The 23098-nt window shown below is 38.0% G+C and carries 24 protein-coding genes; 9 read left to right on the forward strand and 15 right to left on the reverse strand.

The window, feature by feature from the left end:
• Nucleotides 1–221 precede the first annotated feature (221 nt).
• Entirely contained in the window at nt 222–1976 is a 1755-nt protein-coding gene (locus ABMA76_RS06730) for a hypothetical protein (protein ID WP_392907781.1), read from the forward strand.
• Nucleotides 1977–1980: 4 nt separating this feature from the next.
• On the opposite strand, the gene ABMA76_RS06735 is transcribed toward ABMA76_RS06730, so the two are convergent.
• Genes ABMA76_RS06735 through trmFO form a run of 4 tightly spaced genes read right to left on the reverse strand, consistent with a single transcriptional unit; the run spans nt 1981 to nt 6348 of the window.
• Entirely contained in the window at nt 1981–3057 is a 1077-nt protein-coding gene (locus ABMA76_RS06735) for a hypothetical protein (protein WP_392907779.1), read from the reverse strand.
• Nucleotides 3058–3067: 10 nt separating this feature from the next.
• Nucleotides 3068–4036 carry an NAD-dependent epimerase/dehydratase family protein gene (locus ABMA76_RS06740; protein WP_392907777.1) on the reverse strand — a complete coding sequence of 323 codons (969 nt, stop codon included), beginning with the start codon at nt 4034–4036 and terminating at the stop codon, nt 3068–3070.
• Nucleotides 4037–4054: 18 nt separating this feature from the next.
• Nucleotides 4055–4981 (reverse strand): DMT family transporter, encoded by a 927-nt coding sequence (locus tag ABMA76_RS06745; protein ID WP_392907774.1) that lies wholly within the window; start codon nt 4979–4981, stop codon nt 4055–4057.
• Nucleotides 4978–6348, reverse strand: a complete 1371-nt coding sequence (gene trmFO / locus ABMA76_RS06750; RefSeq protein WP_392907771.1) for a methylenetetrahydrofolate--tRNA-(uracil(54)-C(5))-methyltransferase (FADH(2)-oxidizing) TrmFO — start codon at nt 6346–6348, stop codon at nt 4978–4980. The genes ABMA76_RS06745 and trmFO overlap by 4 nt, the downstream gene beginning before the upstream one ends.
• Nucleotides 6349–6462: 114 nt before the next feature.
• Between trmFO and ABMA76_RS06755 the strand changes: the two genes are divergently transcribed.
• From ABMA76_RS06755 to ABMA76_RS06770, 4 genes are all read left to right on the forward strand, one after another.
• Nucleotides 6463–8217: an NAD+ synthase gene (locus ABMA76_RS06755; RefSeq protein WP_393061203.1), complete on the forward strand. Its 1755-nt coding sequence runs from the start codon at nt 6463–6465 to the stop codon at nt 8215–8217.
• A 26-nt stretch (nt 8218–8243) separates the two neighbouring features.
• Entirely contained in the window at nt 8244–8831 is a 588-nt protein-coding gene (locus ABMA76_RS06760) for a hypothetical protein (RefSeq protein WP_392907767.1), read from the forward strand.
• A gap of 57 nt (nt 8832–8888) precedes the next feature.
• Nucleotides 8889–9158 carry a hypothetical protein gene (locus ABMA76_RS06765; RefSeq protein WP_392907765.1) on the forward strand — a complete coding sequence of 90 codons (270 nt, stop codon included), beginning with the start codon at nt 8889–8891 and terminating at the stop codon, nt 9156–9158.
• Nucleotides 9159–9239: 81 nt separating this feature from the next.
• Entirely contained in the window at nt 9240–11405 is a 2166-nt protein-coding gene (locus ABMA76_RS06770) for an amino acid permease (protein WP_392907763.1), read from the forward strand.
• Here ABMA76_RS06770 and ABMA76_RS06775 read toward each other — a convergent pair.
• The 4 genes from ABMA76_RS06775 to ABMA76_RS06790 form a co-directional block, all read right to left on the reverse strand.
• Nucleotides 11402–12856, reverse strand: a complete 1455-nt coding sequence (locus ABMA76_RS06775; RefSeq protein ID WP_392907761.1) for an ATP-binding protein — start codon at nt 12854–12856, stop codon at nt 11402–11404. The genes ABMA76_RS06770 and ABMA76_RS06775 overlap by 4 nt on opposite strands.
• 19 nt (nt 12857–12875) lie before the next feature.
• The gene (gene tyrS, locus ABMA76_RS06780) at nt 12876–14141 is read right to left on the reverse strand and encodes a tyrosine--tRNA ligase (protein ID WP_393061205.1); all 1266 of its coding nucleotides are present in this window, start codon (nt 14139–14141) and stop codon (nt 12876–12878) included.
• Nucleotides 14141–15565: a glutamate--tRNA ligase gene (gene gltX, locus ABMA76_RS06785; protein ID WP_393061207.1), complete on the reverse strand. Its 1425-nt coding sequence runs from the start codon at nt 15563–15565 to the stop codon at nt 14141–14143. The genes tyrS and gltX overlap by 1 nt, the downstream gene beginning before the upstream one ends.
• A gap of 117 nt (nt 15566–15682) precedes the next feature.
• Complete coding sequence (locus ABMA76_RS06790; protein ID WP_392907754.1) at nt 15683–16042, reverse strand: hypothetical protein; 360 nt, start codon at nt 16040–16042, stop codon at nt 15683–15685.
• Between the two features lie 44 nt (nt 16043–16086).
• Between ABMA76_RS06790 and ABMA76_RS06795 the strand changes: the two genes are divergently transcribed.
• Nucleotides 16087–16365, forward strand: coding sequence for a barstar family protein (locus ABMA76_RS06795; protein ID WP_393061209.1), 279 nt, complete (start codon nt 16087–16089; stop codon nt 16363–16365).
• Here ABMA76_RS06795 and ABMA76_RS06800 read toward each other — a convergent pair.
• The 3 genes from ABMA76_RS06800 to ABMA76_RS06810 form a co-directional block, all read right to left on the reverse strand.
• Entirely contained in the window at nt 16355–17455 is a 1101-nt protein-coding gene (locus ABMA76_RS06800) for an esterase/lipase family protein (RefSeq protein WP_393061211.1), read from the reverse strand. The genes ABMA76_RS06795 and ABMA76_RS06800 overlap by 11 nt on opposite strands.
• Nucleotide 17456: 1 nt before the next feature.
• Nucleotides 17457–18581 (reverse strand): hypothetical protein, encoded by a 1125-nt coding sequence (locus tag ABMA76_RS06805; RefSeq protein WP_393061213.1) that lies wholly within the window; start codon nt 18579–18581, stop codon nt 17457–17459.
• A 142-nt stretch (nt 18582–18723) separates the two neighbouring features.
• Nucleotides 18724–18864 carry a hypothetical protein gene (locus ABMA76_RS06810; RefSeq protein ID WP_393061215.1) on the reverse strand — a complete coding sequence of 47 codons (141 nt, stop codon included), beginning with the start codon at nt 18862–18864 and terminating at the stop codon, nt 18724–18726.
• Between the two features lie 161 nt (nt 18865–19025).
• Here ABMA76_RS06810 and fliL point away from each other — a divergent pair, with 161 nt between their 5' ends.
• Together fliL and ABMA76_RS06820 are read left to right on the forward strand one after the other, a co-directional pair.
• Nucleotides 19026–19496 (forward strand): flagellar basal body-associated protein FliL, encoded by a 471-nt coding sequence (fliL, locus tag ABMA76_RS06815; protein ID WP_393061217.1) that lies wholly within the window; start codon nt 19026–19028, stop codon nt 19494–19496.
• Nucleotides 19497–19659: 163 nt separating this feature from the next.
• Nucleotides 19660–19944: a hypothetical protein gene (locus tag ABMA76_RS06820; RefSeq protein ID WP_393061219.1), complete on the forward strand. Its 285-nt coding sequence runs from the start codon at nt 19660–19662 to the stop codon at nt 19942–19944.
• Nucleotides 19945–20024: 80 nt separating this feature from the next.
• Here ABMA76_RS06820 and ABMA76_RS06825 read toward each other — a convergent pair whose 3' ends face one another.
• The gene (locus ABMA76_RS06825) at nt 20025–20447 is read right to left on the reverse strand and encodes a hypothetical protein (RefSeq protein ID WP_392856013.1); all 423 of its coding nucleotides are present in this window, start codon (nt 20445–20447) and stop codon (nt 20025–20027) included.
• 159 nt (nt 20448–20606) lie between these two features.
• On the opposite strand from ABMA76_RS06825, the gene ABMA76_RS06830 reads away from it, so the two are divergent.
• On the forward strand, nt 20607–21509 hold the full coding sequence (locus ABMA76_RS06830; protein WP_393061221.1) for a LysR family transcriptional regulator: 903 nt from the start codon (nt 20607–20609) through the stop codon (nt 21507–21509).
• Between the two features lie 58 nt (nt 21510–21567).
• Here ABMA76_RS06830 and ABMA76_RS06835 read toward each other — a convergent pair whose 3' ends face one another.
• From ABMA76_RS06835 to mce, 3 genes are all read right to left on the reverse strand, one after another.
• The gene (locus ABMA76_RS06835) at nt 21568–21744 is read right to left on the reverse strand and encodes a hypothetical protein (RefSeq protein ID WP_392856018.1); all 177 of its coding nucleotides are present in this window, start codon (nt 21742–21744) and stop codon (nt 21568–21570) included.
• 110 nt (nt 21745–21854) lie between these two features.
• Nucleotides 21855–22598, reverse strand: coding sequence for a rhomboid family intramembrane serine protease (locus tag ABMA76_RS06840; RefSeq protein ID WP_392907742.1), 744 nt, complete (start codon nt 22596–22598; stop codon nt 21855–21857).
• Nucleotides 22599–22607: 9 nt separating this feature from the next.
• A complete protein-coding gene (gene mce / locus ABMA76_RS06845; protein ID WP_392856021.1) occupies nt 22608–23018 on the reverse strand; it encodes a methylmalonyl-CoA epimerase in 411 nt (136 codons plus the stop codon).
• Between the last annotated feature and the right edge of the window lie 80 nt (nt 23019–23098).

Below are 23098 nucleotides of genomic sequence, written 5' to 3' on the forward strand. Positions count from 1 at the left end.
TTAGCAACTTAGAAAAACTCAGTGCATACTTTCTAAACAAGGAGCCTAATCTTAGAACAATTTTAAATATTGAGAACAAATAGAATCAAACGCCACGAAAAAGACACGGCCGAAAAAGCGTAAAAGATGCCTAAGTATCTAAAATTGCAATAAATCTTATATAATAGTAAGGAGATGGTCACATTTTCGATAAAATACTCTTATAAGGTGAGGAGAACGCTATGAAAATGGCAAGCGGACAATTTATAATTATCAAGAAGTTATTAATAACTCTTATTTCATGGTCAATGCTTTTGACTCCTATGGCCTACGCCCAAGAACAAACAGATGTAAATACACAGGCCCAACAAGAACAAGTTCAATCAGAAGAAGATGGCCGCACAGAAGTACAAAAACAATCTGATCCCAACTACTGTTATCACGATGGAACAAATCAGAAGTGTGATGGTGGAAATGTCTACAACTGTCACCTCGAACAATGTGTTAATGCCAATGACAATAAAAACTACAATATGGAATACCAAAATTGCGGGATTGATAAAAAGTGTCAGGAAGATCTAAAGGCCGATGCAAAGCTCTTTACTAATCATAAAACAAGCGGGCCAAAAGGTGCTTCAGATACAATGAGCTATCTGGCCGCAGCTGCTCAAGTAGGTCAAGGTTGTGTTCTTTTATTCGGTGGAATGTGCCAGACAGATGGGATCGGAACGATGCTCTCAGGCGCGATCATACTAGCAGTTGCTCTTATGTCTGCCATGGGTGATGGCTATAAGAAGAAATTTAAAGGTTATAAAGACGCCTTAGCAAAACTTGATGAAAAAGATGAAAAAGCATGGAATCACCAAACTCAAAGAGTTGCGCTTGAAACTGAAGTACAACTTTTAAAAGATATGGAAAAGGCAGCACAAGATAAGATGAAGCATCATAAGAGAATTATGATGATGATTACAATCTCTACTGCTATTGCGGCCATTTGTGCGGCCCTGACAATCTTTGGTTGTCCGGCCTCAAACCCATGTACATATTGGGTATTAGGTCTTGGCGCTGTCGCACTCGCTCTTGAAAGCCAGGCCCTATCTTCTGCCAAGAAGGCCCATAAGAGTGCAAAGAGTGCTAGAGAAAAAACAGAAGTTGTTCTTAGAAAGCTCTTGGCACGCTATAATAACCAATACAATCCGGCCTCTAGTCAGAAGACAGCTGTTGCCAGTGCTATGGCCACGCCAGGCTCACAGGGATTAGGGATGACTAATAATGATGCGACATTCGACGTGGATGAAGTGAAGTCAGAAAAACTTAAGACAATTCCTAAGATGGATATCAAGATGGGGAAACTTGGTACAACAGGTGAAAACTTTGCCAACGCAATTGGACTTAGTGAAGTGCAAGGTGGCTATAATAAAACGAAGGCCACTGGTAACTCAAAGTACGTAAACGAAGCACTTGATAAAAATGCAGCTAAAATTAACAAAGCGGCCAATCGTGTTCTTAAAACTCTAGCAAAATCTGATAAGACCAGTGACAAGGCCAAAAAGGCAATCAATGCGATTCTTGATCCAGCAGGAAATTCAAAGTATTTAGCAGATACGCTAGCAGGTCATGTATCCCCTGTTCAGATGGCACTTAATTATAGAAGAGCTGGTGGACGTAATGCGGCCAGAGATATCGCTAAGAACTCACAAGAGCTAGAAAGAGGAACAGGAGAAGGCCTTGCCGTTGCATATGACCCTGCTTCAAAAGACTACCTAAACAAGCTTAAGAATCAACTTAATGGTTTTGAAAGTTTACTCGACAGTGAAGATGGAGTTATGGCGCTATCTAATTTTGATCCAACAGTGAATGAGGATGCAGTTGAGCAATTAAATGACGAAGAAATTGTTGATGATAAAGGAACAATCCACAAGGACTCAAAGCTGTCCCTGTGGAAGATTATTTCAAATCGTTACAATGTTATAAAATTAAAAAAGACACTAGAGTAATAAACTAAGCTTCGCAGCAGCTATCATCTCTTTGAACCTGTTGTGAAGCTTTCTTAGCTTCAATCACTTCACTGATCTTATTAAATTCTTTTAAGAAGATATGTTTAAATTTTACCATCTCATAATTTGCAGAAACACCATGACGCTTCTTAGGATCTTCGTCAGGAATCCCTACTTGTACAGGGTATCTAAGTGTAAGGTAATCTGCAGGTAACTCATGCACACCAATACCAAATGGTAAGAACTTATTTCCATTTGTAAGAACAGGCCTTCCACAACTTAAGGCCTTAAGCGAAAAATGAGGAAACTTATCTGTCGTATCAATAAGATACTTCGTTCCAGCTAAAAGTGGAGCTAACTCACCTGAGCAGCGATCCCCGAAGAAGAGCTCAGGATGCTTAGTCGCATATTGCCCTAAGTGATCATGCTTTCCAATAAACTTAAATTTCTTATCACCGTAAATATCGATGATCTTATAAACCTCTGAGCTAGTTAGTGGCTCACAGTTAATTAAGAAGTAATCACGCTTAAACATTCCCTCAGGAAGAATCTTATAATCTTTTAAAGCAATTGCAGGCGTGACTTGAGTTGCATTTGGAAATTCTTCTAAGATTGCATCTTCATTTGACCAAAGCGTATTTGCTCTTTTTAAATATTTTCTTTGTTTCGTACGAGTGAATGCTTTAAAAAAGAACTCCTTGAAAGAGGATTTCTTCTTAATCGAATTGATATCTTCAACAAAGTAAGTAAAAAGATAAGTATCATCACACATCTTGATTTCTTGAGAAAAGCCACGAGATAGATTTACCACAAGGTCAACACTACATGGAATAAACAATCCTCTCGCAGCACCGTGAACTAAGTGAGACTTATCAACAAGGTCTTCCCACGACTTAACAAAGCGGTTTAAAAATGTTGAGTGAATCTTTCTTTGTTCAACTGGCCCTAGAACCTGACCTTGTCTGTGAACAAGAGTGTAAAGTTCGACGTTATCACCGATAACACCAAGTATTGTTTCTAAACACTCAATATAATAATCTCTTTCAATAACAGCATCACAGCTGACAACAACTTTTAACATAATATTCTCATTACCTATTTTTTATATTTTTAAAATATTTTGCAGTTTCTAAGATACCTTGCTCAAATGAAATCTTTGGCGAGTATCCTAATTTCATAACACGACTGATATCTGGTCTTCTACGTTTTGGATCATCTTTTGGCAGTTCCTGATAAGTTAATTTAGAGGATGAATCGAGAGTCGAAACAATTAACTCTCCCGTCTCCTTAATTGAATACTCATCAGGGTTTCCAATATTATAAGGCATCTCATCACCTAGCATTAGAACGTGATCAATTGCGTTTGCAAGATCTGTTACATAGCAAAATGAGCGAGTCTGGCTTCCATCACCATAAATTGTGATATCCTCTCCATCCAATGCTTGATTGATAAAATTAGGAATAACACGGCCATCATCAGGACGCATACGAGGTCCATATGTATTAAAGATACGAACAATACGTGTATCGACATTGTACTTTCTAAAATAAGTCATTGTCAGGGCCTCAGCAAAGCGCTTCGATTCATCATAGCAACTTCTTGGGCCAATTGGATTTACGTGTCCAACGTAATCTTCAACTTGTGGGTGAATCTCTGGGTCGCCGTAGATTTCCGAAGTCGAGGCCTCTAGAAATCTTGCCCCATGATCTTTTGCAAGCTCTAGAAGATTCTGAGTTCCAATTGAATTGGCCATCATAATCTCAAGAGGAATGATATCAAAATCAACCGGAGAAGCAGATGACGCTAGAGAGAGAATAAAGTCAAATTTTACCTCTTCAAATTCAGGCAGTCCCTGAACAATATCACACTTGGTAAAGTGGAATTTTTCATATTTAGAGAGAAGTTCGATATTAGAATTTGAACCCGTTATAAAGTTATCAAGGCCATAGACTGTTGCACCTTTATCAAGGTAAAGCTGGGCAACAGTTGAAGGAACAAAACCTGCTGCTCCTGCAATCAAAAAAATCTTATCTGTTAGATCCATTGGTAAATGGCCCACCTAGTCTCCCTAATAAAATTAGTTAACTTGTACGTTTAATTCGTGTTTTCTATTTGCCAATTGTAGCATTGTTGATCCGAGCAGTAAAAATGCTCCACCCAATAGCTGAACAACGCTAAGCTTCTGGTCAAGCGCAACCCAGTTGATTATGACCGCAAAGAATGGAAAAGACATCTCGGCAATAGTACAAACCTTAGCAGACACTAGCCCTAGCCCTCTATAGTAGAAGTACATTCCAAAAATTCCAGAAATAAGGGCCAAGATACTGACCTTTCCCCATAACTCTATTGGAAAATTAAGTCCTGTGCCAGTTCCGATCATGAAAGGAATAATGGCAAGCAGACCAACAGCAAAGCGCAGTGACATCACTTCTTTTTCAACCCAATTTTTCTTCATTAGGTATTTTCCAAATACTGTCGCGCTCCCCCAACTCATGACTGAAATGAGGGCCAGGCAAAGTCCATAGAGTGACGAGCGATCAAAACTGACCTGTCCAGTCTTAATCAAATTAATAGCACTATTAATATCCTGATAGCTAATTAGTATTGCCCCAAATAAAGAAACTGCTGCCCACAAAAGAAAGCGCTTCGTAATGCGCTCTTTTAAAATAAGATAAGCAAGGCTTATCGCAATAAATGGTTGAAGCTTTTGTAAGAGAATAACCAGCGATGGATTTAAGAGTGCAAATGATTTTGTAAAAGTTAAAGTCGCGATGGCAGAGCCCATCGCACCAATCATAAAGAAGCAAAGCATTTCAAATGGCTTCATCTTTAAGATTTTCTTTCTCGCAATATAGAGAGTCGGAAGAAAGAGAATGGTAAGAAATAAGTGCTCACCAAAAACAATGATCTCACTGCTATTGTACTTATAAAGCAGAGGATAACGAATAAGCGTATCCAGCGCCCAAATGAAGCAAGCAATGAGAATAAAGCTTAAACCTTTCACTTCGTAAAGTACCCACTCATGAATTCATCAAATACTAATTTTGCACGATCCGCCGCAAGTTGTTTTTTGACTTTCTTGCGGTTCTTACGATCACGTCTTTGTTCTTTAGTAAGAGTAACCGGAGGAAGAAGACCGAAGTTAATATTTGAAGGTGTTGGCTTAGGAACAGTCATAATATAGTTAACGAGAGCACCTAGGCCTGTCTCCACAGGAAATTGCTTAACTTCCTCACCTCTTAACTTCTTAAGAAGTTGAAGCGCTACATACTGCCCCATAGAAGCTGATTCTGTATAACCTTCAACACCAGTAATCTGACCAGCAAAGTAAATATTAGGAAACTTTTTAACACTTAGATCAAAGTCGAGAAGTGTTCTTGAGTTAATAAAAGAGTTTCTATGAACAGAGCCTAGGTGGAGAAAACTTGCATTTTCAAAACCTGGAATCATTTTAAAGACACGTGTTTGCTCAGGGTATTTTAGACGAGTCTGAAATCCCACCATATTAAATGCCGAACCAAGTAGGTTTTCACGTCTTAGCTGAACACAAGCATATGGAAGAGAACCATCAGGTAATTCCAGTCCAATAGGCTTCATACATGAGAAGCGGGCCGTATCAACACCACGCTCTGCCATAATATCTACAGGCAAGCATGACTCGAAGAATTTATAATCTTCAAAATTCTGGGCCGGTACTTTCTCGGCCTTAACAAGCTCAGCGATAAAGGCCTCATACTGTTCCTGATTCATTGGAGCATTTAGATAATCCGCTTCCTCACCTTCTTCTTCACTTACTGGCTTGTGACGATCTTTATAATAAAGCTTTGAGTAATCAAGACTGTCGCCATCAACAACTGGTGCAATAGCATCGTAGAAGTAGAAGTCGTCATTTGAAATATTTTTAACGATCCAATTTGATAGGCCTTCAGTCGTTAGGGGGCCAGAAGCGATAATACAAGCATCTGCCTGATACTCGGCCATTAGGGCCTGTGGATCAGATGCATCTTGTGCAACAACTGTGATTTTTTCATTTTTATGAAGACGATCAGTTACTTCCCCTGAAAAGCCATCACGGTCTACCGCAAGAGCATCCCCTGCTGGAACTGCATGCTTTCTAGCAGAGTCAAGGATGATCGATCCAAGAGCGTCCATCTCATATTTAAGCAGTCCATGACCAGAAGCTGGATTCATCGACTTAAGTGAGTTCGTGCATACTAATTCTGCGAATGCATCGATTTTTTGTGCAGGGTTTTTCTGGATCGTTTTATTTTCGACAAGAATAACTTCAACACCATGATTAGCTAAAAAATTGGCGGCTTCACTACCGGCCATTCCAGCACCAATAACAATTACTTTATGCGAATTAGACAATTTCAACCTCTTTAATATACTTAAATGATGATATAGACCTTATATATGCAAACATGCTATAAAGTCCATTAATTACCAGTATTTAACGTATATTATTAACATAGAGACGACGCAATGCAAATAGTCATTCATCAAACCGATCACACCATTGGCAACTTTACACAAGTTTACAAATACATAGAGAATCTTGTTCAATCTCAAGGCTTTCAGAATAAGATTCACATCTTTCCTGAGACATTTTTAACAGGATACCCTCTTCAGGATTTAGTTCTACAAAAAACATTTATTCGCGAATATCACGAATTATTAGATGCTCTAAAAGAATTATTTGCTAAGACAGATTTTGAAGATCATACGGCCATGTTAATCGGTGGGATTCGTTATGACTTTGAAGAGAATCATGAGATTCCATCAAATATCTATAACGTTATTTATGAAGTCACAAAAGATTCAAACCTAAATGATATCTATAAAAAATGCCTGCTGCCGGCCTATGATATTTTTGATGAAACGAAATACTATACACCAGGAGATTCTGCGACAATTTGGACTCTTGGTGATTACAAATTTGGCCTACTTATTTGTGAAGATATGTGGCACTCAAAGCAGTATGCAATTGACCCGCTCCAGCTCTTAATGGATAAGGCCCAAGGTGAAAGTCTAAATGGTGTCATCAATCTAAGTGCCTCGCCTTGGAATATCGATAAAGAAGATAAGCGCCTTAAAAGGGCCAGTGAAATTTCAAAGGCATTTGATATCCCTTTTTACTACGTTAATAAAGTTGGGGCCGAAGATGAGATCATCTTTGATGGTGCAAGCTTTGTCGTCAATGGCACAGCAGTTATTGCCAAGGCCAAGTCATTTGTGGCCGATACTATGGAAGTTGAGGTTGGTCCAGCTGTCAAAATGCAAAAGCTAGGAGCAGCACCTCAGGGGAAACACTCATGGGAATCCCTTTTTGGCCCTCATATTGAGAAGACTCCTAATGGAGCAAGGCTTAGGCCATTGAGTGAAGAAAAGCTCGATGCAATCTTAGGTGCCATCAACTTAGGTCTCCAAGACTATGCCAGAAAATGTGGCATGAATAAATTTCTAGTTGCCCTTTCAGGTGGAATTGACTCGGCACTTGTCTTAACACTGGTTAAGTTATTTCTACGCCCTGGACAAGAAGTTGAGGCCATTTATATGCCTTCAAAATTCTCAGCGGCCCTAAGCTGGGAGATCAGCGAAGAGCTATGTAAGAATCTTGGAGTAAAACTGCATAATGTACCAATTAAGTTTCTACACTCATCAGTACAAAACCTATTTCAAGACTCGCTAGAGCCACTATCTGGACTGGCCGATGAGAATATTCAATCACGCCTTAGAGGCGCCATACTGTATGCACGTTCAAACCAAACTGGAGCGATGGTTATCAACACATCTAATAAGTCTGAACTTGCTGTTGGTTACTCAACTCTATATGGAGATTCGGTTGGGGCGCTTAGTATTCTTGGGGACCTCTATAAGAGTGAGGTTTTTGCCCTATCAAGGCATATCAATAAGAACTTCAACAATATTATTCCAGCTGCTGTTATTGAGAGGCCACCGAGTGCTGAGCTTAGGGCCGAGCAAAAAGATGAAGATTCTTTACCTCCGTACGACACCCTCGATATGATATTAGAATCATATCTTTCTTATCGCTACGACATGGAAGACCTTCTTAAGCTTGGGTTAAACAAAACTGAAGTTGAAAGAGTCATTAAACTGATATTAAATAGTGAATACAAAAGGCAGCAGTTCTGTCCTATTTTAAAACTTAAAGATAAAAGCTTTGGTTTTGGAAGACGTGTGCCGATATGTAAGAAGGTTGATTTTAATTTAGACTAGTCTATTGATTTAGGGAGTAAGAAAAAATGAATAAGACATTTGAAAAAGTAGTTAATTCTTTCGATGATGTAAAAGCAATGGTTGATAATGTTATTGCTAATAAATCTGTAAAAGAAGTAGAAAAGAACGTGCTGAACTTTATCGGTCAAGTTGAGAAAGAGGCCCGCAACGTAATGGATAAAGACGTTAAAAAAGTTGTACTAACTCTACAAAAAGAAAAGAAGAAAGTTGAAAAATTTGTTGATTCAACAATTCAAAAAGAAGTAAAGGCCGCTAAAAAATATCTTGATGGACACATCAAAGATGTTCAAAAGCTTCAAAAGTCACTTGATAAGTATCTTAAAGATGAAATGAAAAAAGCCAAAAAAACTGCAACAAAGAAAGTCAAAGAAGCCGAAGCCACAATTAAGAAGAAGGCCAAAACGGCAAAGAAAGTCGTAAAGAAAAAAGCGGCTGCAAAGAAAGCTCCGGCGAAAAAAGCTGCCCCAAAGAAAACGGCAAAGAAGACGGCCAAAAAAGCGACTAAAAAGGTAGCTGCAAAAAAAGCTCCAGCAAAGAAGGCTGCGGCAAAAAAAGCAACTAAGAAGACCACAAGAAAAACTGTAAAAAAATAGTACTCGACACTATTGAGGGAGCCTAATGCTCCCTCAAATATCCCACAAGGTGATATCATGGAAAAGAGTCTCAATTCACATATTCAAAAACTTCTTCCTAAGTTTAAGGCATCTAAGAAAACAGAAATTAATTACCTCCTGCCAAAAATTGCAACGATGCAAGAAAATGAACTACGTCAGGTCCTGCATAAAATGGCCGGAAGTTTCTCATGCTATAACTTTCTTAAAATCGGTGCATCTCTTAAGGCATTTGAAGTCGACCAAGATCTTGACTCTAAGCGTGATTTAGTAAAGAAAACTCTAGAAGAGATTTTGAACGAACTCTAGTCCAAATACCTATTTTTATTAACAATCCCTATCTTTTGAGTGATAATGCCCAAATACTTAATTTAGAATAAGGGAATTTATTTGAAGAAACTTGAAAGAAACTTAGGACTCTCATCAGTTATTTCAATCAGTATTGCATCAATGCTTGGATCTGGAATCTTTGTTCTACCAGGTCTTGCATTCGAAGTGACAGGTCCATACGTATGGATCTCGTATTTACTGGCCGGACTCTGTGTTCTTCCAGCAGCACTCTCTAAATCAGAACTTGCCACGGCCATGCCGGCTTCAGGTGGTACTTATATTTATATTGAAAGAACATTTGGGCCAATGGCCGGAACTATTGCAGGCCTAGGTCTTTGGATCTCACTGCTGCTTAAGGCCGCGTTTGCTCTTATGGGATTTGGTGCCTACCTTGGTGCTATAAGTGCAGGTTTTGATCTTAAGAACTTTGCTCTCATTCTCACAGCAATTATTACAATATTAAATATTGTTGGAGTTGGAAAAGTTAGTGGCCTTCTTATCGCCGTTGTTCTTCTTTCCACAATTGGCCTTACTGTATTAAATATTGGAACTCTCTCAACGGCCCAAGTTATCACAGGTATTCCATTTTCATTTTCACATATGGACTCAATTCTCTTGGCCGCAGGTCTAGTATTTATTTCATATGCAGGTGTTACAAAGGTCGCGGCCATTGCAGAAGAAATTAAAACGCCAGAAAAGAACCTCCCTAGAGGAATCCTATTATCTCTTTTGATTGTCACACTCCTTTATTGTGTCACAACTCTGGCCCTTGCTAAGTACTTACCAATAGAGCAGTTAAAGAATAACCTAAGACCTATTTATACTCTGGCCTATGAGTTTGGAGGAAAGGGATTTGGGATGATCATGGCGATTCTTGCCATCCTAACCATGACTTCCATGGCAAACGCTGGCCTTCTTGCGGCCTCTCGTTTTCCATTTGCCATGAGTCGCGATTACTTAATCCCAAGACTATTTGGTCACCTTGACCGTAGGTTCCTAACACCAGTATGGAGTATCCTTGCCTCAGGCCTAGTTGTCGCCTGTGCAATCTACTTTTTGAATATTGCTAAAATTGCAAAGCTTGCTTCGGCCTTTATTCTAACAATTTATATGATTGAGAATATTGCAGTTATTGCTCTAAGAGAGACACATATTCAATGGTATAAGCCGACTTATAAGTCGCCTCTTTATCCATATGTTCAAATTTTTGGAATCATTTCAACGCTCTACTTACTTGTTATGATGAAGGACCTTGCTGTAATTGGGCTTGTCTCGATTTCTGTCCCAGGTATCTTAATCTATCTCTTCTACGCAAAGGGACGAGTGAGTCGAAAAGGTGTACTAGGAATAAGAGGAAAGAGAACAGACCTTGTTAACGAAGCTCAATTCCCAGCACCAGCGGCTTCTGAAAAGCTAAGCCTTGACCAAGATGCTAATGTTGTCGTTGCACTTGTTGGTAATGAGAGATCTCCAGAAATGCTAATTGACATGGGAACGACACTAGCTGGTGGCGAACATATTGAAGTCGCCCACTTAACAGAGGCCCCTGAACAAACAGATCTGAATGACTTTACCGATGAGGATCCTAAACTTAGATCCCTTCGACGCCGAGTTATTGCCATGGCCATTGAAAAATCGACACCTATTAACTTTGATCCTATCGTCACTCACGACCTCTCAAAGTCTATATTTGAAATTGGCCAAAGACTTCATTGCAATTGGCTCTTTATGGAATGGAAGGGACGCCTTCGAGATACTTTCACAACTCAAAGTCCTGTTGCATGGCTCAGATCACATCTAAATTGTCACCTTGCCATCTTTAGAGACAACGGTGTTCGTTATATGAGAAAGATTATGGTTCTCATTGATCAGAATTCTAATGATGTCACCCTGATTCAGGCGGCCCAGCAAATAGCAGAGGCCCACAAGGCAGAAATTACTTTTATCTATCTCACTGATAAAGATCTTACGATTGAAGAGACATCGCAAGTTGAAAAGTATATACGCTTAATCAGTGATGATATGACGGTTAGAACAACTGGGCATATCATTAAGTATCTCGACAAAATTGACACTCTAGAGACGCTTACAGTTGAATATGATCTACTCGTATTCAATTCAAATAAGAAGCATAGATGGTTTCATGTATTTGGGACTGAAGATGACCAGATTATGGCAAAGGCCTCTTGCTCAGTACTAGGGATTCATACGGGAACAACGAACTAAAGAAGTTCTGACTTTGGAAGGGTGATCATAAAGGTAGTGTACTCTGAGTCAGGGTCATAAGTAAGAGTACCACCATGATCCATAATAATTTCACGGCTGATATTTAAGCCGAGACCTGTTCCCTTTTCTTTGGTTTTAGTTGTATAAAAGCGGTTAAAGATTTTCTGAGCAATATCTTTTTCAATTCCTTGGCCACTATCGAGAACCTCAACAACGACATGGTCTGTATCATCAAGAAGATTGATTTCAATCCATTGTTCTTTAAGTCCAACAATAGCATCATGTGAGTTATTAAATAAGTTGATTAGCACCTGTATAACTTCTGATGAATTAATCGTAACGAGATCCGAATCCGCATCATTTGAAAACACAATACGTAGGTTTTCATCAACAAGACCTGTTTTAAATAAGGCAATTGAGTCGTGAATAATTGATGAAAGGCTTGTCATTTCACGCATTGAGCGATCATCTTGGGAGTAGATATTAAGGGAACTCACAATATTTGCGATACGGTTTTTCTGATCACCAATTGAACGAATCTTCTCTAAGAGCTGATCTGAAGTGATCTTTTCACCTCGACGCTCTATGGCCTGAACTTGAAGTTCAATAATGGCAAGAGGGTTATTTACCTCATGGGCGATGTTGGCGGCCATCTGTCCAAGAGCTGTCCACTTGCTCATTTTATCAATTGTAGCTTTCTGAGATTCGATTTCACGATTTCGACGAAATCTTTCGGTCACATCGGCCGTACGGTCAAGAAAGAAGTGACCAAGTTGATTAAAATCATGATACTCCATCGAGCATTCAAATACCGACTCTTCATCTTCATCAATTTCGATAAAGACAGTATCTGTGATAATTTCACCGATAGACTTCTTTGCACGTTCTGCTCGTTGATAGAACTTCTTAAGATTCTTTCCACTAATAACGTCTTTAATATTTTGTCCCACTAAGGGCTTATCATTCCAAGTAGCGTCGACCTTTGAGACATAAACAAAGTTATAATCCTTATCAAAGACAGTAAAAATATCAGAACTTTGTTCAACCATTTCTCGAATAAAGAAATTCGTTGAACTAGTGGTCAAATTAACTTCGTATGGGCGTATTTTAGAAAGAACTCTTTTATTTCCATCATCATCTAAGAAGGGATTGAACTCCACATCCCAAGTAATGGTCTCTTGATTAAAACGATTCGTTAGAATGACTTGCTCACTACAAAACTCACCATCTAGCGCTTTCGCAAAAGATCGTTTTACTTTTTCTACTTCACCTTCACTCAAGTGGCCCTTGTAGTAATCATAGACACTCATGCCAATATAATCTTCTGAAAAGCCAAAAAGAGTTGTTGAAACATAGAGGAAGCGGGCCTCATCATCAAACACAGCAACACGAACATTTTGCTCTTCAAAATTACCAAGCATTAATAAATCGATAAGTTGCTGTGTATTCATATACCGTCTAGTTCTCGTTCTATACGAATTTTACCACACAATAGTTCTTCTTCCCTTTCTTAAGAATCAGACAAGACTCACTCGCCAGATCTGAAGTAGTTATCATGTGTTCGATATCTGCATTTTTAATATTATTAATAGCAACACCGTTTTGAGTGACCATTTTTCTTGCCTCTCCCTTAGATTTAAATAAAGGAGTGGCCGCTAACATATCTAAGTAGCTAATTTCACCTAATTGAGATTTATTAAGCTCTACTGATGGAACGTCATCAAAAATACCTGCAAGTTCAGCATCTGTTGTATTTTCAATTACTTTTCCAAAGAAAAAGTCTGTTGCTTTTTTAGCGGCCTCAATACCTTCTTTCCCGTGAACAAGAGTTACAATCTCCTCTGCAAGACGCTTTTGTGCGGCCCTTAAATGAGGTTCAGTTTCTACTAATTTTTCGTACTCAGCAATTTCTTCTAGAGTTAAGAAAGTTAAAGTTTTAAGATACTTAATTACTGAAGAATCATCAGAATTAAGTAGGAATTGGTACATCTTATAAGGAGACGTCATTGTTGGATCAAGATAGATTGCTCCACCTTCAGACTTTCCGAACTTCTTACCATTTGAATCAGTCAGAAGAGGAATAGTCATACAGAAAGCAGGTTTCTGATGCATCTTACGAGTAAGATCCATTCCCGCCGTCATATTTCCCCATTGATCAGCTCCACCAATCTGAAGACTTACATCATATTCTTTATTAAGGTGAGCGAAGTCATAACCCTGAATAACCTGGTATGTGAATTCAGTATAACTAATTCCTACTTCAGAACTAATACGTGACTTAACAGAATCCTTAGCAAGCATTTCACCAACACGGAATCTCTTTCCAACGTCCCTTAAGAATTCTAAGAAAGAGAATTTCCCAATCCAGTCAATATTGTTAACCATAGTGGCCGCATTCTCGCCTTCAAAATCTAATAGATTCATAAGCTGTGCTTTTTGGCCCTCAAGATTTTTTAAAACTTGATCTTCAGATTGAAGATTTCTTTCATCACTCTTACCTGAAGGATCTCCAATCATTCCAGTTGCTCCACCAACAAGAACGTAAGGCTTATGCCCTTGTCTTTGGAGGCGCATCATCGTTACAACCGCAAATAAATTTCCTAATTGAAGAGATTTTGCCGTTGGATCATAACCACAATAAAAAGAAATTTTCTTATCATTTAAGATTTCTTTTAATTCTTCATGTGAGTACTGATTTACAATCCCTCTTGCTTCTAATTCTTCAAAAAAATTCATTACGCTAATCTCTCTTTAATTATTTCAATTGGAGTAAGAGCCACAACAGTTTTTAAATCTGGTCCATGCGCTCGTCCTGTCAGACAAACTCGTGTTCCCATAAAAAGTGGCTTACCTTTAATTTTTAATTCTTTCTTTAAGTAGTTCATCCACTCACCAACTTGATCTTCAGTAACGTTAGTCGTTTGATCAGCAAGTTGTGCTTTTAGATATTCCTTAATTTGTGGAGTTGTCTCCCAAGTGAGCGCCTCATTATATTGGTCGTCTGCATCCACTCCAGCATCAAAGAAAATCGGAAGATGTTCAATAATATTGCTAAACAGCTGGACCTTCTCTTTCATAAGAGCTGCAAACTTAACTTTCCAAGCGACGTCTTGCTTATGGTAATCACTGCCCTCAGGAATAAAACGATCAAAGCCAGCTGCAATATCTTTGTCATCTAATTTTCTTAGCCACTGCTCGTTAAAAAAGTTAAGCTTTGCAATATCATACATTGCTGACGATTTAGAAAATCTCTCATAACCAAATTTATCGCCAAGCTCATTAACATCAAAAATATCCGTCTCATCTGGGTGTGACCAACCAAGAAGACATAGGTAATTTGCTAAGGCCTCTGGAAGATAACCTTGATCTTTGTATTGTGTTACCGAAGTTGCACCGTGACGCTTTGAAAGCTTTTGACGATCGTGACCAATAAGAAGTGATACGTGACCAAAATTTGGAGGTGTAACACCCATTGCATCGTAGATCATAAGTTGGCGACAAGTATTGTTTAAGTGTTCTTCTGCACGGAAAACATGTGTCATTTCCATCTTTGCATCATCAACAACACAACAGAAGTTATAAACAGGCATTCCATTAGCTCTTAAGATAACGAAGTCCCCTACCATATTCTCAGGAAATTTAACGTGCCCTTTTACAAGGTCTGTAAATTCCCAAGTCTTTCCTGGATTCTTAAAACGAATAACATACTCTTCACCAGCATCAATTCTCTTTTGTGCTTCAGCCGGATCTAGGTCACGGTATTGTCCGTGATATGCGTGTGGGTCTTTATTTTCATTTGTTGCTTTTTCAGTCAAACGCTCTAGCTCGATACTTGTTAAGAAACAAGGGTAAGCAAGGCCACGTTTGACAAAATCCCAAGCAATATCTTTATAAATATCAAGTCTTTCAGACTGACGATATGGACCAAAGTCACCACCCTTATCTGGGCCTTCATCGTGCTCAATTCCCATCCACTTAAGATCAGCAATCTGTGCTTCTTCATACTCACGCTTTGATCTTTCAAGGTCAGTATCTTCAATTCTTAAGATATACTTACCACCATTTGCCTTTGCAAATAGGTAGCTATAAAGAGCGGTACGAGCGCCACCAATGTGTAGGTAGCCAGTTGGAGAAGGTGCAAAACGAACACGAACAGTCATGTAAATTCCTTTGGGTAATTAAACGTATTTAAAATAACTTAGTTGAGCGTTATTATAGCTTTTTAAATAGGAAATGACACTTTCTAAGATGAAATTTTTAAGGAAAAACAATTGAAATCATAGACTGTTCAAGATGGAATCCACATGGTCGACATTCTTTAGGCGCTTGGACATGGAACGTGACACAATGCAATTCTCACCGTAACAAGTATTGGTGATATTTTTAAAGCAAGAACTAAGTAATTGAAAATAACGTGGTGTACCAATAACAATACGACCAGAGCCATCCTCTTTGGCAATAATTTTACTGGCATGCAGCTTTAAGCACTCATCAACTCCAAAAGTTGTGTACTCTAATAAATACTGCTTGCGGGCCTTAAGATATCGATTCGCAAGATCAACTTTTGGATGAGAAGCATAAGAGCTAAGGCCAAACAGCAATTGACAGGATACGAATAAACTCATTAACTTAGTCATAAATTGATTCTAACAATATATTTTCCTTTAGCAATGAGAAATAAATGCGCAGAGAAATTGAATTAAATTCCAATGGACTTGATACTCTTGATGACTACTTAGTTGAGTGTGGCCGCTTATTTGATTTCCCAAGCTTTTACTCAAATAATATCGATGAGCTCTACGAGTTCATTCAAACCTATACAGATAAAAACTTAAGTTTATATTGGTCAAATACTAAAGATGCTCAAAATAAATTAGGCCAAGATTACTACCGTCTAAAAGAAGTATTTAATTTGATTAGTTCACAATATAGTGAATTCCAATTTCATGTTAATGAGTAAGATAACTCGTCTGCCCCGAGCTTATCTCAATGATTGAAGTCCTTGGACCTTGGGTAATAATAAGCTCACCTCTAGTGTCTCCATCAGACAAATAACCCTTATAGAAGTAGAGGTCATCTCTAATATGAATGAATTGAAAGCGCATACCACGTTGAATATTTTTAGAATGAACCCAAATAGGCCCTTTCTCCTTAGTTCTTAAATACACTGCAAATGTATTTATATCTTTCGCATAATTAATTTTAACTTTCTGATTACCTAGAAATTCTTTTTCAAAAATTGCCAAACTAGAATTCTCACAGCGTGATGGTGAGATGAGACAATTTCTCGAAACAAGTGTTGTGGCCGGAGTTCCAAATATGCGAAAGCGCAAGTGGACTCCATCTATATTATAATGAGTTGAAATCTTATCTTCACTTACTAGATTAGGATTAGAACTCGATGGAGCAACGGCAAAGTCACCCTCAATATCAAAGATACTCGGGGCCAAAGTTGCGGAAATTGTCACATAATTCTTATCTGCAATCATTTCAAAAAATTGTCGGCTCTTAAAGTACTCCATCGTTTCAATGACTTTCTTTGAGCCTATCTTCATATTCTTCAATTCTTTCTTTCCAAGAATCGGTAAAATAAATGTACCAAGAGAATAGCCAAGATTTGCGATAATTGCCCCGTAATACGGCGTGGCCATCGTCATAATATTCTTCACTCTAAAATGGATGGGGTCTTGGGCCTGATACATATTTCTAAGCCAAAACATGGTTATGAGGCCACCTTGAGAATGAGCGACTATTGATATTTTAGAATGACTCTCCTCAAATCGATCATGCATAAAAGAGTCAAAACTTTGAATAAAATCATCGAGATTTAACTTATTATTACCGGTATCGTATTCAAAGAAGTGTGAGTTTATGCACTCATTTGGATGGTATTTATTGAGGTACTGGGCCCAATAACCGAAGGCCCCTTTATTGCTTGCGATCCCGTGAATAAAGACCACATCGTGAACTTCATGAGAGTTACTAGTGCCACAAGTAGCACTAGTATTAAATGATAAGAGAAATAGTAAAGATAGAACTAAAAATCTCAACTTACTCCATACCTTCTGGGTAGATTTGAATTGCATGATTTAGCGTTGTTTGTACCCAAGCATATTCTCTTGCAATAAGTGGTGCATTTAAGAAATCTTCTTCACCTTCTTTGACAAGATCGTAATCATATTTTGGCATATTCTCATTTGGATAAATTGAATCGCGAACGTAGAAAACACCTTTAGAAGCACATCCTACTTCTTCAAAACGTTTTTGAACCGCATTTCCCTTGGCCATAACTTTTTCAGCATTAGCTAGGTATTTCTTACGCCAAGTTTCACTCTTCGTTTTTTTTGCCTTCTCTAGGTAGTAATCACGTTTTTCTTCCATATGTGGTTTAAAAGAAGAAACAAATGGGCAACCTTTAGTGTCAGCATTGTCATTATAACCAAAAATATAATTAGCGTGCCAAAATCCCTTGTGATTATAAATGACTAAAACAGGCGCATTTCTTTTATGAAGCGCTTTCTTAATTCTTTCAACAATATCAGCTGGTGCCTTTGCTACGGCCCATTGGTCCTTATCAGCATCAACATGAAGAACTTCTCTTTTAAATTTTGGGAGTTTGAATTCAACAGCATTTTTGTCAATTGAATCTGTTAAATCAATCCAGTTAAACTGAGTTCCATATGACCCATCTTCATCATTAGCATCTGTTACAACACGCTTGCCCTCTACTTTCTTAAAGTTTCCTTTTGTGAAGCGGTAGTCCTGATTAGAGAACATCACAGAACTTTTATTAATTCTTCTGATATTATCAGTTCTCCAATTTTCAATTTCTTCTTGATTTGTCTTATTTGTTTTTAAAGACATATAGTAGCGTTCTGCAAAATTGATTTTCTTATCACCCTCTAGGTTATTAAGGCGGTTATACCACCACTCAACAACACCAGTGTGAGACATATAAAGACATGAGCCAGCATCTTCTTGTGAAGGAGCTGCTACTACATACTTCATTAACTCATTAAAACCACCAGCTGTAACTTCCTCTTCTACAAAAGCATTTGGATTGATTGTACTTACGTAGTCTTTTGGAAGTGATTGATTGCTTGAAATTTCAGAGATTTCGGCCTGTGCTGAGAAAGTAGAAATGGCCGCAACGATTGCGAGTAAAGTTTTAAACATATTCCCTCTTTTAAAGTAAATTCTTTTCATGTGTGAAGGGTAAAATGCTAGCAAACTTGAACCATAATCACAAAATTTATGGCCAAATGAAGCGATGCGCATGCCTTAGCTGCGCATCAAGTATTGAGAATTTGATTTTCTTCTAAGAAAGATAGATGACTACTGATGCGCCAATTGCAGTAATGGCCAGAAGAATCCAAGTATTCATAGCAGAACTTCTCTTCACTTCTATACGGTTTGTTACATACTTCTTATTGCGTTTATTCTTATTAGATTTACCCATTTCATCCTCCATAAATAATCACAGGCAAATTATTTTATACAAATTTTATAGCGAGTGCATAGACCGAGTGCTTCACTCGGAATACAACACTCATAAAAAAGTATTTTCTACCTAGCGACAAGCGAGTTAAATCACCAAAATAACTATGATATTATAGTATTATGACAGGAAGAAAATTACTTGATCAAATTATTATTGCACTCTTGCTACTGACGACATTGGCCACTGTTGGTGTCTTCGTTTACACCAATATTATCTATAAGAAAGAGCTGCCAAATAGCGCAACAGAAATGCAAGCGTTAAAAGATGACTTCAAGCAAATCAACTTCCCGACAACGTATGTCTTGGATAAAATTACTGTAAACCTAGACTCAGCAACTCGCCGTCTAAGATTTCTCGATGTTCAAATAAACCTCGTTCTCTTCAGCGAAGAAGATTCGAAGCTGCTTGATCCAATCAGGCCTCAAATTTACGATATCATTATAGATGTTGCTGCATCTATTGAGCCAGATGAGCTTAACTCTCTTTCAGGTAAGCTAATTTTTGAAGGGCGAATTAAAAAGCGTATCAACTACTTAGCTAAGAAAAAAGTTGTTAAGGAAGTATTTTATTCAAAATTCGTTGTTCAATAACCACTTAAATCGAATCTATGTTATAGTTTAGAAATCATGAATCTATAATCACTTAGAAATCCATTCCTTTATTTCAATCAATTAACCGAGGTGATTATCGTGAACACTTCTCTCATTTAAAATTCATTTTTCCATTTACACAATTTTAAATTGAGAGGTCTCCATGCGATCTTACTTACTACTATTCTATCTAGGACTAGGGCTTCCGGTATTTGAAGCTCGCTTTAGTTTTAAAACACAAAGTAAAAATACAGAGAGTATTTCTACCGAATACGACTTAGCTGAGCGAAAGCAGAGGCTAAGAAAGAAAACACGACTTTATAAAAAAGGGAAACGTCGTCGAAAAGAAAAATTTCGTCAAAAGCATTTTGCACTTAAAGGAAGTCATTCAAAGGATTCACGCTATAGTAATGGAAATAAGCTAAGAAGAATGTTTATTAATATGTAGGGCCCAAACGTTATAAGGCCCGCGAGGGAAGCGGGCCTTAAGACAACAACACATGGGAATTTAAAAAAGGAATTTTTAAATTACTCGCAACGGCCTTCATTTACATAAATGGCCTTTGCACGATATAGTTCACACGAATTTGGAAAGCTAATAAATGCATCCCCATCGATACCACTAATGGCACCACAAACAGGAGCGAAAATTTCTGGACATACGTTAAGTTGTCTCGGCTCATCAACCCAATTCTTACAGTTTAGAACGGCCTCAAGCTTATACTTACCTAGTCCTTCTTGCTTAAGAGCAAATTGTCCATCTTCACAGCTTTGAGTTTCAAAGTACTCATTAACTAATTCGATTTCTTCATTTTGCTCAGTGATAATAACTTTGAAGATTCTTCCTCTAAATGATTGAGAATCTAGTAGATCACCATTAAGAATAATTTCTTTTGCGCTTACATTCATTGCTAGTACTGCAAGAAAAATAATTGAAACTAATTTACTCATAATCCTACTCCCTAAATCTTTCTAAAAGAATTCAAAGTCTTATCTTGTGAAAGGAGTTATAGAACAAAGAATAAATTAGTAGAAATTATATATAATAATCATTATCCATAATTATATGTTATACTTAAGCGGACATAAAATGGCCAAGGTATTGAAATTATGAATATTGACTATATTTCTATTCCAACTTTACGCGTTTTCATCGAAGTTTATGAAACGATGAACATGTCTCAAACAGCAAAAAACCTTGCCATGACTCAACCAGGTGTCTCTCAGCACATCAAATCCCTTGAAGGGCTACTGCAAATCTCACTCTTTGACCGAATCAACAAGAAGGTTCTCCCAACAGAGCAGGCCCACTGGCTTTACCGCGAGTGTCGCCAGATTCTTGAAAATCTAGAAAAGGCCCTCGGGGAAGTTTCGGCCAAAAAGAATGCGCTTAAAGGAACACTTCATATTGGAATGCCAATTGAGTTTGGTAATAACAGGCTCTTGCCTATAATCGCGCAATGGCTAAAGCTACACCCTGAAGTGTCACTACAAATTAACTACGACCACGCTGCAAGACAAAGCCAGCTTCTTTTAAATGGCGGATTAGACTTTGCTATTACTGATAGCTTCAACTTTCCAAAACAGATTGCAACTAAGAACTTATCAAGTGAAAGGCTTATTCTTTGCTGTTCAAAAGAATACGCAAGCGAGCACCAATTAAGTGAGACGACAAAATTTAAAAAGGCCGATGAACTGGACTTCATTGCATACCTTGAAGGGTCTCCTGTTATCACCAGTTGGTTTAAGTACCACTTAAATAAAAACTTCCACAAACAACCAAAGGCCCAGTTAATGGACGTTCAAGGGGTATTGCGCCTTACGCTTGTCGGTGTAGGTATCTCTGTTTTACCTCTGCACGTTATTGAGCGCTCTGATAATAAATCAAGACTGATGCTTTTTAAGGGAACAAAAGATCATATGGTAAACGAGCTAAACCTCGCCTACTTAAACGCTAGAAAACTTGGGCCAGTGGCCTCTAGTTTATTTGAATTTCTGACTGAAAATATTTAAAAAGGACAAAAAAAAGCCGCTTAGAAAGCGGCCTTTATATAAAAAATTTTATTCTGAATTATTGCTTCATTCCTGGAGCTGTTGACTCGTCAGTTGTCGTAACATTTGACTCTTCGTCATTTAATCCATTTAGGTATTCTTCAACCTGAGCCTTAGTTACTTTACCTTCAGCGATAAGCTTATCTCTTAATCTTAGGTCTAAAATTTTCTCTTGTAACGCTCTTGAAAGTCTCATTGAATTTCCTTATTTAAAAAATTAACGATTGATATATTTATAATAATGTAGCTTTATATCATGTGTTATTTGCTTTGGAAACCCCTAAAAATATCAGGGACTTAAAAAGCTTACTGCCAAAACCTTGGCTCATCCGGGTTTGGACGCTCCTCATCATCAACTAAGCGCAGATGACTCTTCTTTTTCTTACTTGTCTTCTTTCCACCTTGCTTAGGAGCAATGCGAGAGCCTTGGTTGCGAACATAATTTCCAAGGGCCCTAAAACCTAAGACAAATACAGCACCAAAGATCATTGAAGCAATATTTGCAAAAGCCTGTGCTCCACCTGGAGTGAATAAGCCTTGGTACACATTCATCCCTGCCAGAATTAAACAGAAGTACTTGGCCTTAACCGGAATGATCATAAAGAATTGAAAAATACGATCCGGATAAATACAAGCATAACTCACACACATTGCAGATGATAAGAATGCCATTCCATGGAATGGATAATTAATCGTTGCCCCACCCATAAAGAGTGCAAAAAGTGTGTAAGCAAAAGCATTAACGAGAACAGCAATGATAATATACTGAACGTATCTTCTTGCTCCCCAGCGTGCCTCAAGATCACTTCCAAGAAACCAAAAGAGAAGTCCTGTGAAGACGACATTGAAAAGGCCAGTATTCACAAATGGATAAGTTACCATCTTATAAATCAGGCCGGCCTTAAGTGCCGAAACATTAAGGCCTAAAATATTAACAAGAGAAATATTTAGAAATTGTGCAAAGACTGCGCTAATGACAAAGGATGCGACAATGATCCCGATGAGATACTTGTTTACCTTTGTTAATGGCGGCAGATAAATATTTTGCATTCTTTCTCCTTACATTTTTTGAGCAATCTCGATGAGAACTCCACCAGTTGATTTAGGGTGAATAAAGTTCACTAAACAATTATTCGCTCCCTTGCGTGGCGCTTCATAGAGAAGATTATAACCTAAGTCCCTAAGCTCTTGTGACTTTTTTGCAACATCTGGAACGCGATAACACATATGGTGAATCCCTGGACCTTTTTTCTCAAGATACTTGGCAATTGGTCCCTGACCGTTAATAGGTTCAAGTAATTCAACATGAGCATTTTCATCAATATGAGCAAAAGAAGTCGTCACTTGTTGATCTTCAACCACTTCTCGGTGGTTAAATTCTAAACCTAAGTCACGATAAATTTTTTCGGCATTATCTAGATTCTCAACTGCGATCGCAATATGATCTAGGAAACAATCTTTATTAAACATGATTTCTCCACTTTTCTTACTTAATCGTTTTAAGCATTATAGAAAAGTCCGCAGGCTTGAGCAACCGTATAAGGATACAA

Source organism: Halobacteriovorax sp. ZH5_bin.2 (assembly GCF_043196375.1).
GTDB lineage: Bacteria > Bdellovibrionota > Bacteriovoracia > Bacteriovoracales > Bacteriovoracaceae > Halobacteriovorax_A.